General features: G+C 54.7%; 13 protein-coding genes and 1 pseudogene. 9 read left to right on the top strand and 5 right to left on the bottom strand.

Annotation, left to right across the window (positions count from 1 at the left end):
- Positions 1 to 53: 53 nt before the first annotated feature.
- Positions 54 to 1139: a cellulase family glycosylhydrolase gene (locus ACH0WD_RS11080; protein WP_000238922.1), complete on the top strand. Its 1086-nt coding sequence runs from the start codon at positions 54 to 56 to the stop codon at positions 1137 to 1139.
- Here ACH0WD_RS11080 and emrD read toward each other — a convergent pair.
- From emrD to ACH0WD_RS11100, 4 genes and pseudogenes are all read right to left on the bottom strand, one after another.
- The gene (gene emrD / locus ACH0WD_RS11085; RefSeq protein ID WP_000828744.1) at positions 1066 to 2250 is read right to left on the bottom strand and encodes a multidrug efflux MFS transporter EmrD; all 1185 of its coding nucleotides are present in this window, start codon (positions 2248 to 2250) and stop codon (positions 1066 to 1068) included. The genes ACH0WD_RS11080 and emrD overlap by 74 nt on opposite strands.
- Before the next feature lie 202 nt (positions 2251 to 2452).
- Positions 2453 to 3313: a DMT family transporter gene (locus tag ACH0WD_RS11090; RefSeq protein WP_001531658.1), complete on the bottom strand. Its 861-nt coding sequence runs from the start codon at positions 3311 to 3313 to the stop codon at positions 2453 to 2455.
- A gap of 92 nt (positions 3314 to 3405) precedes the next feature.
- The gene (tisB, locus tag ACH0WD_RS11095; RefSeq protein ID WP_000117642.1) at positions 3406 to 3495 is read right to left on the bottom strand and encodes a type I toxin-antitoxin system toxin TisB; all 90 of its coding nucleotides are present in this window, start codon (positions 3493 to 3495) and stop codon (positions 3406 to 3408) included.
- Positions 3492 to 3606 (bottom strand): annotated as a pseudogene (locus ACH0WD_RS11100) (hypothetical protein). The gene tisB and the pseudogene ACH0WD_RS11100 overlap by 4 nt, the downstream one beginning before the upstream one ends.
- Positions 3607 to 4128: 522 nt before the next feature.
- On the opposite strand from ACH0WD_RS11100, the gene ivbL reads away from it, so the two are divergent.
- The 3 genes from ivbL (at position 4129) to ilvN (ending at position 6316) form a co-directional block, all read left to right on the top strand.
- Positions 4129 to 4227: an ilvB operon leader peptide IvbL gene (ivbL, locus tag ACH0WD_RS11105; protein WP_001541152.1), complete on the top strand. Its 99-nt coding sequence runs from the start codon at positions 4129 to 4131 to the stop codon at positions 4225 to 4227.
- A gap of 106 nt (positions 4228 to 4333) precedes the next feature.
- Positions 4334 to 6022, top strand: coding sequence for an acetolactate synthase large subunit (gene ilvB / locus ACH0WD_RS11110; RefSeq protein WP_000168438.1), 1689 nt, complete (start codon positions 4334 to 4336; stop codon positions 6020 to 6022).
- A 3-nt stretch (positions 6023 to 6025) separates the two neighbouring features.
- On the top strand, positions 6026 to 6316 hold the full coding sequence (ilvN, locus tag ACH0WD_RS11115) for an acetolactate synthase small subunit (RefSeq protein ID WP_001171826.1): 291 nt from the start codon (positions 6026 to 6028) through the stop codon (positions 6314 to 6316).
- Position 6317: 1 nt separating this feature from the next.
- Here the strand turns inward: ilvN and ACH0WD_RS11120 are convergent, their stop codons facing one another.
- Positions 6318 to 7103 carry a DeoR family transcriptional regulator gene (locus ACH0WD_RS11120; RefSeq protein WP_000448641.1) on the bottom strand — a complete coding sequence of 262 codons (786 nt, stop codon included), beginning with the start codon at positions 7101 to 7103 and terminating at the stop codon, positions 6318 to 6320.
- Positions 7104 to 7416: 313 nt separating this feature from the next.
- On the opposite strand from ACH0WD_RS11120, the gene rbsK reads away from it, so the two are divergent.
- The 5 genes from rbsK to uhpB all read left to right on the top strand — a co-directional run bounded on the left by rbsK (position 7417) and on the right by uhpB (position 12876).
- Entirely contained in the window at positions 7417 to 8337 is a 921-nt protein-coding gene (gene rbsK, locus ACH0WD_RS11125) for a ribokinase (protein WP_000350272.1), read from the top strand.
- Between the two features lie 30 nt (positions 8338 to 8367).
- Complete coding sequence (fucP, locus tag ACH0WD_RS11130; protein WP_000998359.1) at positions 8368 to 9684, top strand: L-fucose:H+ symporter permease; 1317 nt, start codon at positions 8368 to 8370, stop codon at positions 9682 to 9684.
- An 11-nt stretch (positions 9685 to 9695) separates the two neighbouring features.
- Entirely contained in the window at positions 9696 to 10709 is a 1014-nt protein-coding gene (locus ACH0WD_RS11135) for an aldose 1-epimerase family protein (RefSeq protein WP_000213206.1), read from the top strand.
- A gap of 74 nt (positions 10710 to 10783) precedes the next feature.
- A complete protein-coding gene (uhpA, locus tag ACH0WD_RS11140) occupies positions 10784 to 11374 on the top strand; it encodes a transcriptional regulator UhpA (protein WP_000633672.1) in 591 nt (196 codons plus the stop codon).
- The gene (gene uhpB / locus ACH0WD_RS11145) at positions 11374 to 12876 is read left to right on the top strand and encodes a signal transduction histidine-protein kinase/phosphatase UhpB (protein WP_001091265.1); all 1503 of its coding nucleotides are present in this window, start codon (positions 11374 to 11376) and stop codon (positions 12874 to 12876) included. The genes uhpA and uhpB overlap by 1 nt, the downstream gene beginning before the upstream one ends.
- Positions 12877 to 12882: the final 6 nt, after the last annotated feature.

Raw genomic sequence — 12882 nt, forward strand, 5'->3', positions numbered from 1 at the left:
CGCTTTGTCGCTACACCTGCCGGGAGTGAATATGCTAAATACGTGCTATCACCGTGGTAAAAATTTTAGGGGGCGTCGTGTTTAAACCGCTTATTGCCTCTCTCATGCTGACCAGCGCGGTCGTCTATGCGAAACCGATGCCTTTGACGGCGGCGCGCTATGCGCAGCAGCTTGGCGTTGGGATGGATGTTGACTGGGCGCGAACGGAACGGGGTATCCGCGAGTTTGATCCGCTGGTCGTGCGGGATTTTAAGGCAAAAGGGTTAACGCATGTCCGTATTCGTGTGGCAGGCGCGCCGACGGAAGCGCGCCTCATCCATTTGCGTAAGCTGGTAGAAGCCTGCGAATACTATGGCGTCATACCCATTATTGCCTATCAGGCGGATGCGTATAAAACCGATCCCAGCGCCAGCCATGAAAAGGAGCTGATCAACTGGTGGAGCGTGGTCGCGCGCTATTTTGGTCAGACATCCCCGCTTCTGGGGTTCGATCTCATTTATGAGCCTGCCGACAAACTTAATCATAATATGGCGTCGCTGAATCGCGTATATGACAAAACCATTCGCCTGATTCACGCCATTGACCCACAGCGGATGATTTTCGTTGCCCCCCGCATGCGCGCCGCGCCGGAGGATTTGTCGGCGCTTAAACTGCCGGCGCAAAGCCAGAACTATGTACTGGCGGAGTGGCACATCTTCCCGTGGGGACCCCTGAAAAGCGGCGGTAAATATCCGTGGACGTCAGGCACGGCGGCGGAAAAAGCGGCGATTCGGGCACGGATTAACGCTGCGGTTCGCTGGCAGCATAAGACCGGCCATGCAAGCTGGGTGGGAGGATGGGCGCCGGGAGAGTCGATAAAAATCACGCCGGTCGCTTCACAGTTCGCGTTTGCCCGTTTTATGGCCTGCGAGCTGAAAAAAGCGCATATTCCGTATGCGATAAATGCGGACACTCAGTTTTATGACGGCGAAGAAGGAGCGTGGCGTCCGGCGCAGGAGTCCCTGCTCAATGCGATGATCGCGCCGGAATGTGAAACGCCCGGCAAAAAGCCTGGCGAGGGAAACGTTAAACCGTCTGTCCCTGATGCGATATCCGTGACGCCAGCGGCAGCCAGCACGCCAGGATCAGCAATCCCATAAGGGTCATCAACAGTCCCAGACTGCCCTGACCGGTTTGCGGCAGCATTGCCGAAAGCCACGCCAGTACGCCGGAACCAATATTTTGCAGCCCGCCGACCAGCGCGCCAGCGGTGCCTGCGAGGAAAGGAAACGGCTCCATCGCGCCGCTGGTGGCCAGTGGAAATAACATCCCGGCACCGAAGAAAAACAGCGCAGCGGGGATGAGTAGCGTCCAGACGTTCATCACGCCAAACCAGCCGGGAATCCACATCATAAGGCCTGCCAGCAGACAGCAAATAACTGACTGCCACATCAGGGTTGAGAAGCGTTTATTCGGGCGTCCGGCAAACCAGGCGCCGAAGAACGCCGCCGGAATCGGCAGAATAAACAGAATGCTTACCACCATACTGCTGAGACCTAATACTGCCCCCATCAGCACGCCGGAACAGGCTTCAAAGACCGCAATGCCAGCCAGCCCGCCGATTAGCATCAGCAGATAACAGTTAAATGCGCCGTTGCCAAACAGCGTTTTATAGCTGGCGATCAGCCGTGTGCGCGGCGCGCCGGCGGGGCGGGTTTCCGGCATCCAGCGCGCCATGCTGAAGGTGACGCCAGCGCAAAGCACCAGCAGGAAAGCGTAACACGCGCGCCAGTTCCACAGGGTGTCCAGCAGACCGCCAATCAGCGGCGCTAACAGCGGGCTGACCAGAATCCCCATATTTAACAGGCTATTGGCGTGACGAAGTTGCGTTCCTTCATACAGATCGCGCGGGAGCGTTCTCGCCATTACTCCGCCAACGCCGGTTCCCATCCCTTGCATGGCGCTGGCGGCAATCAACACCGTCAAACTATGCGTGGTCATGGCGATCAGAGTCGCTACCATAAAAATAGACATGCCGACGAGGATTACCGGGCGGCGCCCAACCCGGTCGGAAAGCGGGCCGTAAAACAGTTGCGAGACGCCGTAGGTCAGGAGGTAAGCAGCCATTACGCTCTGGACGGCGCCTTCCCGGACGTTTAGCGCTTGTGCCATATCGGCGATGGCGGGAATATAAATGGTTTGCGCCATCTGCCCTACGGCTACCAGTAACACCAACATCAACAACAAATTGACGTTTCTCTGCCTTTTCATTTCGCTGATTACTTTTCAAAAAAAGAAAAAATAAGAATAACTTGCTGCGCATTCCCATAAATGCGAGAGGAATCTATCACACCAGAAAAAGAAGGCCAGACAGCGACCAGCAATGGCAGACGAAGGAACGGCAGGATATGTAAACAAAAGCGGCAACAAATGTTGCCGAGAATGTGTTACGTCTGCGGCTGTCATTGGGCAATCATGACAGACGGAGTAAAATCGCCCCGAGGGCAATCCCTCCTGCCGCCACCAGACGTAGCCCGGCCACTTTCTCTTTAAGCAACAGCCAGGCTATCAGCGCGCCGAATAAAATCGATGTCTCACGCAGCGCGGCGACCACCGCCAGCGGCGCCTGGGTCATGGCCCATAGCGCCAGCCCATAAGATCCCATAGTGCCAATCCCGCCAAAAATGCCTTTTTTCCACTGTTGCGCCAGATAACGCGACGCTTCCCGCCGCCGCGCAATCATCGCCCAGGTTAACAGGCAGGCGCCGTTGAGAAAAAATGACCATAGCGTATAGCCCAGCGCCGTTTCGGAGAGTCTTACGCCGGTCCCGTCCACCAGCGTATATCCGGCAATAAAACAGGCGTTAGTTAATGCCAGCACGACACCACGTTGAGAGCTGGCGCGGCCATTACAGGCCATCCCAAGTATCGCCATGCAGATCACTGCGATGCCGACCCAGGCCATCGACGACAGGCTGTCGCCAAGAAACAGAACGCTAATGAGCGCCACCAGCAGCGGCGCGGTGCCGCGCATAAGAGGATAGGTCTGGCTCATGTCCGAGACCTGATAGGTTTTCGCGACCAGGACGGTATACACCACCTGGAGCGCGGTAGAGGCCGCTAAAAAAGGGATACTGGCGTGAGCTGGCTGCGGTGAGAAGGGCAAAAGGATCAATGCCATGACCGCCGCGGAACCGCTGACGCCGATCGCGGCGTAGAGCTTATCGTTTCCCGCTTTGACAATGGCGTTCCAGCTGGCATGTAGCAGCGCGGCGAACAGCAAAATGCAGAAAACGGAAAGGGTCATAGCGTCAGGCGTCGTTGAGGGTGTCATAAAAACGTAACATACCCGGGAAGCGAAAGACCAGCGGATAAGGTGAAAGGGGAGCGGTTGCCCGCTCCCCTTCGGTGCGGCTTGAATCTGAATTACTTAAGGTATTTCAGAACAGCATCAAGCAGTTGCAGTGCTGCAACAATGAGTTTCAGGATAAGAATGGTGATATCCACTACGCTCATACGCGTCTCCTGTGGTTAAGGAGCACTGCCAGCCGACGTACCTTTCCGCTGCCTGTTGTCAGCTGTTGCGCACGCGATCCCTTTTGCGAGGAATAGTGTGCGTGTTGACATAACACAGTGTGCTCACGAGGGGGTTAAGGCGCTGACGGCACCACCCGTTTCAGCCAGGACTTCGTTGCGCCGGTTTACGATGCGGCCCCCGCATAACACATTGTGTCAAAGACATTATAGTTAAGTACTGTATAAATTAACAGTAATTTATAGACAGAACGGAGCTTCTGATCCATACTCAAATTCATCAAAATTCGCGCCGAAATTGCGCGTTCTGCACAGAACGCGTATACTTCTGCTGTTGACATAACACAGTGTGCTTCGCGGCTACCACCCGCATTACGCTGTAAGAACCTCGCTTCGGCGAGGTTTTTTGTTTTCCGGCATTGTGAAACGCGTAATCATCAATCCTGGCGATTACCGGAGGGCGCTACGCTTATCACGCCTATACTCAAAACGTGTAAATTCGTAGAAAAATGTGATCGCTGACGCATTTTTGTGCAGATGAAAATTTTTCCGTTGTCATGCTGAAAGCGCTGTGCTTGTATAAAACGTGTTAATAACAAACAGACAAGGCCCCTAATGAACCCTTCCATGCTGAACGCGACCCTACTAACAACTGCGCCATCTCGCGCAGTGGTCGTCGTGCGTGTGGTGGTGGTCGTCGGCAATGCGCCGTAGGGTCCGGAACACACACGATTCCAAAACCCCGCCGGCGCAAACCGGGCGGGGTTTTTTGTTTAAGACACCTTCCCGGAACGTCGGCTCAGAATAAAAGGAATGGAGCATGGCAAGTTCGGGCACAACATCTACACCTCAGCGCTTTACGGGCGCGGAATTTATTGTTCATTTTCTGGAGCGCCAGGGGATTCGTATCGTCACCGGCATTCCTGGTGGTTCGATCCTCCCCGTTTACGACGCGTTAAGCCAAAGCACGCAAATTCGTCATATTCTGGCGCGCCACGAACAAGGCGCGGGGTTTATTGCGCAGGGGATGGCGCGAACGGAGGGTAAACCTGCTGTTTGTATGGCCTGTAGCGGGCCGGGCGCGACCAATCTGGTCACGGCTATTGCCGATGCGCGCCTGGATTCCATTCCGTTAATCTGCATTACCGGGCAAGTTCCGGCGTCCATGATCGGTACTGACGCGTTTCAGGAAGTGGATACCTACGGTATCTCTATCCCCATCACCAAGCACAACTATCTGGTCAGAAATATCAACGAGCTGCCTCAGGTGATGAGCGATGCTTTTCGTCTGGCGCAGTCGGGGCGTCCCGGCCCGGTGTGGATAGACGTTCCTAAAGATGTGCAGACGGCGACAATTGAGCTGGATGCGTTGCCGTCGCCGGCGGAAAAATCACCCCCGCCGGAGTTTAGCGCGGAGAGTATCCGCGAGGCCGCCGCAATGATTAACGCGGCGAAGCGTCCGGTGCTGTATCTGGGCGGCGGCGTGATCAATGCGCCGACACGCGTGCGCGAACTGGCGGAAAAAGCGCAACTGCCGACGACAATGACCTTAATGGCGCTGGGAATGCTGCCTAAGGCGCATCCGCTGTCGTTAGGAATGCTGGGGATGCACGGCGCGCGCAGTACCAATTTTATTCTGCAAGAGGCCGATTTACTGATTGTCCTGGGCGCGCGTTTTGATGACCGGGCGATTGGCAAAACGGAGCAGTTTTGTCCGAATGCCAAAATCATCCATGTGGATATCGATCGCGCCGAGTTAGGCAAAATCAAGCAGCCGCATGTGGCTATTCAGGCGGATGTCGATGATGTACTGGCACAGTTAATTCCCCATATCGAGGCACAGCCGCGGGAAGCATGGCATCAGTTGGTGGCGGACTTGCAGCAAGAATTCCCTTGCAGTATTCCCCAGGAAAATAACCCGCTTAGTCACTATGGGCTGATTAATGCGGTCGCCGCCTGTGTGGACGACAACGCGATTATTACCACTGACGTAGGTCAGCATCAGATGTGGACCGCGCAGGCTTATCCGCTCAACCGTCCGCGTCAGTGGCTGACTTCCGGCGGGCTGGGCACCATGGGGTTTGGTCTGCCCGCGGCGATTGGCGCGGCGCTGGCGAATCCGGGCCACAAGGTACTGTGTTTTTCCGGCGACGGTAGTTTGATGATGAATATTCAGGAGATGGCTACCGCCAGTGAAAACCAGTTGGATGTGAAAATTATCCTGATGAATAACGACGCGCTGGGACTGGTACATCAGCAACAGAGTCTGTTCTATAAACAGGGCGTTTTTGCGGCAACCTATCCGGGAAGCATCAACTTTATGCAGATTGCCGCCGGGTTTGGTCTGGATACCTGTGATTTGAATAACGAAGCCGATCCGCAGGCGGCGTTGCAGGCTATCATTCGTCGTCCTGGACCGGCGTTGATCCATGTGCGCATTGATGCAGAAGAAAAAGTGTATCCGATGGTGCCGCCGGGCGCGGCAAATACAGAGATGGTGGGGGAATAAGCCATGCAGAAACAATCACATGATAACGTTATTCTGGAGCTGACCGTTCGCAACCATCCTGGCGTGATGACCCACGTCTGCGGGCTGTTCGCCCGACGCGCTTTCAACGTTGAGGGTATTCTCTGTTTACCGATTCAGGGCAGCGATCAGAGCCGCATCTGGCTTCTGGTCAATGACGATCAGCGGCTTGAACAGATGATCAGTCAGATCGATAAACTGGAAGACGTGGCGAAGGTGGTACGAAACCAGTCCGATCCCACCATGTTCAATAAAATTGCCGTCTTTTTTGAGTAAGTTATTCACTTTCCGAATCAGGCGTGATGACTTTGACGGAACCATTCCGACAGTGAGCGGCATAATCTGTCGGTAATGGGCGATCGCTAATCAGGACATCAAAGGCAGAAAGCGGACCAATGCTGGCAGGCGCGACCTCATCAAACAGGGCGTGACGCGCCAGCAAAATTTTGCGCAGACCGCGCTCCATCGCTTTACGTTTGGCGGCAAGATCATCCGGGTTAAACCAGCTCACGCCAAAATGTTCATGTACGCCGCTGGCGGAAATAAACACTTTGCGCGGATTGAGCGAATCCAGCGCCGAAGGATTATTGGCATCATAAAAGGCATCGCTCTTGGCCCGATAGGTGCCGCCGCACAAAATCGCCGTGGCATTAGGCTTTTCATTCAGCGCGATAAATACCCGATGCGAGTAGCAAATCCCGGTAAAGGTAATATCATCCGGTATCATGCTGATAACTAATGGCATTTCCGGACCGTTATCAAAAAAAACCAAATCGTTTTCACGCACCAGGCCGGCGGCCAGGATCGCAACGGGAAGGTCGTCCCTATGATGCGTCTTTTTCGCCGGCAGCGGCATATTGGTTGAAGACGTAGGCTTATTTACCATGACGATATAGCCGCCGAGCAGCGTCAGCGGTAAAGGGTCATCATCCTGGCTGAGATCGCGGCGAATGGTCATCACCGAAACTTCCAGCATCCGCGCGGCGTCTTTCAGATGGATTCGATCGGTCTTTTTCAGTAACTCCATCAAGCGTCGGATACGTTCTTTTTGCTTGGTCTCCATTCACCCTCTCCGCAAATCATGTTGTTATGTTCCATCAGTAACATTTATGTGTTTCTGAGAACATTACAGTGTGGCACTACTATACGTCTGGCCGTCAGGAAATAAAAGTGGGTTTATTCGCGTTTTATAACAATAAATAGTTAATTTTCAGTAAATTGTAACCCTAAAAATGATTTGTTCCGCCAGGGATTGTTCACGCAGTAAATGGCAAAATGATCCTCTAATCGCGATCATAGTCACAAATGATACGGAAGTAACATGATAATGTTATTTTAATATCATTGTCGTGTGACGATTTCTGAGAGGGAGTAAAATGGATATCGCGGTTATTGGCTCTAACATGGTGGACCTTATCACCTACACCAACCAGATGCCCAAAGAAGGGGAAACTCTGGAAGCGCCGGCGTTTAAAATCGGCTGCGGCGGAAAAGGGGCGAACCAGGCCGTGGCGGCCGCTAAGCTCAATTCAAAAGTATTGATGTTGACCAAAGTGGGCGACGATATTTTTGCCGACAACACCATTCGTAATCTCGAATCCTGGGGGATCAATACGACGTATGTAGAAAAAGTACCGTGTACCAGCAGCGGCGTAGCGCCGATTTTCGTCAACGCCAACTCCAGCAACAGCATTCTGATCATCAAAGGCGCTAACAAGTTTCTCTCGCCGGAAGATATCGATCGCGCGGCGGAAGATTTAAAAAAATGCCAGCTTATTGTTCTGCAACTGGAAGTTCAGCTTGAAACGGTTTATCACGCAATAGAATTTGGCAAGAAACACGGGATTGAAGTGTTATTAAACCCTGCGCCAGCATTACGGGAATTAGATATGTCTTATGCCTGTAAATGCGATTTCTTTGTACCCAATGAAACCGAGCTGGAAATATTAACCGGTATGCCAGTGGATACCTATGACCATATTCGCGCAGCGGCACGTTCGCTGGTAGATAAAGGGCTGAACAATATTATCGTCACCATGGGTGAGAAAGGCGCGCTGTGGATGACGCGTGACCAGGAAGTCCATGTTCCGGCGTTTAGAGTGAACGCTGTCGATACCAGCGGCGCGGGCGATGCCTTTATCGGCTGTTTCGCGCATTACTACGTCCAGAGCGGGGATGTGGAAGCCGCCATGAAAAAAGCCGTTCTTTTTGCCGCTTTCAGCGTCACCGGGAAAGGCACCCAATCCTCTTATCCAAGCATTGAGCAATTTAATGAGTATCTTTCGTTGAACGAATAACAATCACCCTGCACTGTTAAAGGTAGCACTATGAACGATAAAAACATCGTTCAGATGCCCGACGGGTATCTGAATAAGACACCTCTGTTCCAGTTTATTTTGTTATCCTGTTTATTCCCATTATGGGGATGCGCAGCCGCGTTAAATGATATTCTGATTACGCAATTTAAAAGTGTATTTTCGCTGAGCAACTTTGCTTCGGCATTAGTACAAAGCGCCTTTTATGGCGGTTATTTTTTAATTGCTATTCCGGCCTCGCTGGTCATTAAAAAAACCAGTTATAAAGTGGCGATACTTATCGGCCTGACGCTATACATTGTCGGCTGTACGCTCTTTTTCCCGGCGTCGCACATGGCGACCTACACCATGTTCCTCGCGGCGATTTTCGCCATTGCGATTGGCCTGAGTTTCCTGGAAACGGCGGCGAATACCTACAGTTCGATGATCGGGCCGAAAGCCTACGCCACGCTGCGGCTGAATATCAGCCAGACCTTTTATCCGATCGGCGCGGCGGCAGGCATTTTATTGGGTAAATATCTGGTCTTTTCCGAAGGGGAAAGCCTGGAAAAACAGATGGCGGGCATGAATGCCGAGCAAGTCCACAACTTCAAGGTGCTGATGCTGGAAAACACTCTGGAACCCTATAAGTACATGATTATGGTCCTGGTAGTGGTGATGGTACTGTTCCTGCTGACGCGTTTCCCGACCTGTAAAGTCGCGCAAACCGCGAGTCATAAACGTCCCTCGGCGCTGGATACGCTACGCTATCTCGCCAGCAACGCCCGCTTCCGTCGCGGTATTGTGGCGCAGTTCCTGTATGTGGGAATGCAGGTGGCGGTCTGGTCGTTCACTATCCGTCTGGCGCTGGAGTTAGGCGATATCAATGAGCGCGATGCCTCTACCTTTATGGTCTACAGCTTCGCCTGCTTTTTTATCGGCAAGTTTATCGCCAACATTCTGATGACACGCTTTAACCCGGAAAAAGTCCTGATCCTTTACTCTGTGATCGGCGCGCTGTTCCTGGCCTATGTGGCGCTGGCGCCCAGCTTTAGCGCGGTATACGTGGCGGTGCTGGTCAGTGTTCTGTTTGGCCCCTGCTGGGCGACCATTTATGCCGGAACGCTCGATACCGTCGATAACGAACATACCGAAATGGCGGGGGCGGTGATCGTGATGGCGATTGTCGGCGCGGCGGTAGTTCCCGCGATTCAGGGCTACGTGGCGGACATGTTCCACTCGCTACAGCTCTCATTCCTGGTTTCCATGCTGTGCTTTGTTTACGTTGGCGTTTACTTCTGGCGCGAAAGCAAAGTACGCGGCAACCTGGCTGAAGTCGCCGCGTCCTGAGGAGATCAACCATGACAACACGTATTACATTATGGCGGGAGCTTTTTAGCGAGCAGCCGCGTATCTTGCTGGAAAATGATGATTTTACGGTTACGGCGTTTCGTTACGCCAGCGGCGTGGAAGGACTGAAAATACAAAACAGCCGCGGTCATCTGGTGATTCTGCCCTGGATGGGGCAGATGATTTGGGACGCGCAGTTTGACGGTCATGATCTGACTATGCGCAACATGTTCCGCCAGCCGAAGCCGGCTGCGGAAGTGGTGGCAACGTATGGTTGCTTTGCTTTCCATTCCGGACTATTGGCGAATGGCTGCCCGTCGCCGGAAGATACACATCCGCTGCACGGCGAGATGCCCTGCGCTGCTATGGACGACGCCTGGCTGGAGTTAGAGGGCGACAGTCTGCGCGTGACCGGGCGCTACGAGTATGTGATGGGGTTCGGTCATCATTATCAGGCGCAACCTGCGGTGGTAATGCGTAAAGCAAGCGCGCTGTTTGATATTCAGATGACCGTGACTAACCTGGCTTCAGTCGCCATGCCGCTACAGTACATGTGCCACATGAACTATGCCTATGTGCCGAACGCCACGTTCCGCCAGAATATCCCGGATACCGCGCTGAAGCTACGCGAGTCGGTGCCGGCGCATGTCAAACCCACGGCGCAGTGGCTGGCGTTTAATCAACGACTTTTGCAGGGTGAAGCCTCGCTGGCAACGCTCAACGAGCCTGGCTTTTACGACCCGGAAATCGTGTTCTTCGCCGATGAACTGGACAGGTATACGGATACCCCGGAATTCAGTATGATCGCCCCGGATGGCACCACGTTCGTGACACGTTTCGCCAGCGCGGAGCTGAATTACGTGACCCGCTGGATTCTTTATAACGGCGATCAGCAGGTAGCCGCCTTTGCCCTGCCCGCGACCTGTCGGCCTGAAGGTTTTCTCGCGGCGCAGCGAAATGGAACCTTGCTTCAACTGGAACCGCAGCAAACCCGGACGTTCACCGTCACGACAGGCATTGTCTGACCGCTCAAGGCTTGAACAGCCGCGCGCTTATCGTTAAGGTAAGCGCGTTTTTTTTATCCATCAGGACAGAACCCATGATTACCGTTGCCCTTATCGACGACCACCTTATCGTCCGCTCCGGCTTTGCACAGCTACTGGGGCTGGAACCTGATTTGCAGGTGGTCGCCGAATTTGGTTCCGGGCGCGAAGCGTTGGCAGGCTTGCCGGGGCGCGGCGTACAGGTGTGTATCTGCGATATCTCGATGCCGGATATTTCCGGACTGGAGCTGCTAAGCCAACTGCCAAAAGGGATGGCGACGATCATGCTCTCGGTTCACGATAGCCCGGCGCTGGTGGAACAGGCGTTGAACGCCGGCGCGCGCGGTTTCCTCTCTAAACGCTGTAGTCCGGATGAACTGATCGCCGCGGTGCATACGGTGGCGACGGGCGGCTGCTATTTGACCCCCGATATTGCCGTGAAACTGGCGGCGGGTCGGCAAGATCCGCTGACCAAACGCGAGCGTCAGGTGGCGGAAAAACTCGCCCAAGGTATGGCGGTAAAAGAGATTGCCGCCGAGCTGGGGTTGTCGCCAAAAACGGTGCATGTCCATCGCGCGAATCTGCTGGAAAAATTAGGCGTCAGCAATGACGTTGAACTGGCGCATCGCATGTTTGATGGTTGGTAATGAACACCTTTTTTTCCCGTTTAATCACCGTTGTTGCCTGCTTTTTTATTTTCTCCGCCGCATGGTTCTGCCTGTGGAGCATCAGCCTGCATCTGGTAGAGCGCCCGGAGCTGGCGGCGCTACTCTTTCCCTTCGGCCTGCGCCTGGGACTTATGCTGCAATGCCCGCGCGGATACTGGCCAGTATTGCTGGGCGCGGAGTGGCTGCTGGTGTACTGGTTGGCGCAGGAAGTTGCGTTGGCCCATCTGCCGCTTTTGATGATCGGTAGTGTGTTGACGCTACTGCCCGTGGCGCTGACTTCGCGTTACCGCCATCAGCGCGACTGGCGCACGTTATTGCTTCAGGGCGCGGCCCTCACCGCCGCGGCGCTACTGCAATCCCTGCCCTGGCTGTGGCAGGGGGAAGCGGCATGGAACGCGCTACTGCTGACCCTCACGGGTGGTCTGACGCTGGCCCCCATCTGCCTGGTTTTCTGGCACTATCTCACCAGCACTACCTGGCTGCCGCTGGGACCATCGCTGGTGTCGCAGCCGGTAAACTGGCGCGGGCGGCATCTGATCTGGTATCTGCTGCTGTTTATCGTCAGTCTGTGGCTGCAACTGGGTTTACCTGCTGAACTTTCGCGCTTCACGCCGTTCTGCCTGGCGTTGCCGATTATCGCGCTCGCCTGGCATTATGGCTGGCAGGGCGCGCTCATTGCCACACTGATGAACGCTATCGCGCTGATCGCCAGCCAGACCTGGCACGATCATCCCGTCGATTTATTACTTTCGCTGTTGGCGCAAAGCCTGACCGGGCTACTGCTTGGCGCGGGCATTCAGCGTCTGCGCGAGCTGAACCAGTCGTTGCAAAAGGAGCTGGCGCGCAACCATCGGCTGGCGGAGCGTCTTCTGGAGACCGAAGAGAGCGTGCGGCGCGATGTTGCGCGTGAGCTTCACGATGACATCGGGCAGACCATCACCGCGATTCGAACCCAGGCGGGCATTGTGCAACGACTGGCGGCGGATAACGGCGGCGTGAAGCAGAGCGGGCAACTTATCGAGCAGCTTTCGCTGGGCGTGTATGACGCCGTGCGTCGCCTGCTGGGGCGCTTGCGCCCGCGCCAGCTAGACGACTTAACGCTGGCGCAGGCCATCCGTTCGCTGCTGCGCGAAATGGAGCTGGAAAGCCGCGGTATTGTCAGTCACCTCGACTGGCGAATTGACGAAACGGCGCTGAGTGAAAGTCAGCGCGTGACGCTGTTTCGCGTCTGTCAGGAAGGGCTGAATAACATCGTAAAACATGCCAATGCCAGCGCGGTGACGCTCCAGGGCTGGCAGCAGGATGAGCGGCTGATGTTGGTGATTGAGGATGACGGCAGCGGCCTGCCGCCGGGCTCTCAGCAGCAGGGCTTCGGCCTGACCGGAATGCGCGAACGCGTGTCGGCGCTCGGCGGGACGCTAACCATCTCTTGTACCCACGGTACGCGGGTGAGCGTCTCGTTGCCCCAGCGTTACGTTTAAGGAAGG

Source organism: Salmonella sp. 2020_1395, from assembly GCF_043848115.1.
Classification (GTDB): Bacteria; Pseudomonadota; Gammaproteobacteria; order Enterobacterales; family Enterobacteriaceae; genus Salmonella; species Salmonella enterica.

Coding starts and splice junctions, on each gene's coding strand:
- ivbL (WP_001541152.1), top strand. CDS start 4,129: ATGAACCCTTCCATGCTGAACGCGACCCTACTAACAACTGCGCCATCT.
- ACH0WD_RS11120 (WP_000448641.1), bottom strand. CDS start 7,103: ATGGAGACCAAGCAAAAAGAACGTATCCGACGCTTGATGGAGTTACTG.
- ACH0WD_RS11135 (WP_000213206.1), top strand. CDS start 9,696: ATGACAACACGTATTACATTATGGCGGGAGCTTTTTAGCGAGCAGCCG.
- emrD (WP_000828744.1), bottom strand. CDS start 2,250: ATGAAAAGGCAGAGAAACGTCAATTTGTTGTTGATGTTGGTGTTACTG.
- uhpB (WP_001091265.1), top strand. CDS start 11,374: ATGAACACCTTTTTTTCCCGTTTAATCACCGTTGTTGCCTGCTTTTTT.
- ilvB (WP_000168438.1), top strand. CDS start 4,334: ATGGCAAGTTCGGGCACAACATCTACACCTCAGCGCTTTACGGGCGCG.
- tisB (WP_000117642.1), bottom strand. CDS start 3,495: ATGAGCGTAGTGGATATCACCATTCTTATCCTGAAACTCATTGTTGCA.
- ACH0WD_RS11090 (WP_001531658.1), bottom strand. CDS start 3,313: ATGACACCCTCAACGACGCCTGACGCTATGACCCTTTCCGTTTTCTGC.
- rbsK (WP_000350272.1), top strand. CDS start 7,417: ATGGATATCGCGGTTATTGGCTCTAACATGGTGGACCTTATCACCTAC.
- uhpA (WP_000633672.1), top strand. CDS start 10,784: ATGATTACCGTTGCCCTTATCGACGACCACCTTATCGTCCGCTCCGGC.
- ilvN (WP_001171826.1), top strand. CDS start 6,026: ATGCAGAAACAATCACATGATAACGTTATTCTGGAGCTGACCGTTCGC.
- fucP (WP_000998359.1), top strand. CDS start 8,368: ATGAACGATAAAAACATCGTTCAGATGCCCGACGGGTATCTGAATAAG.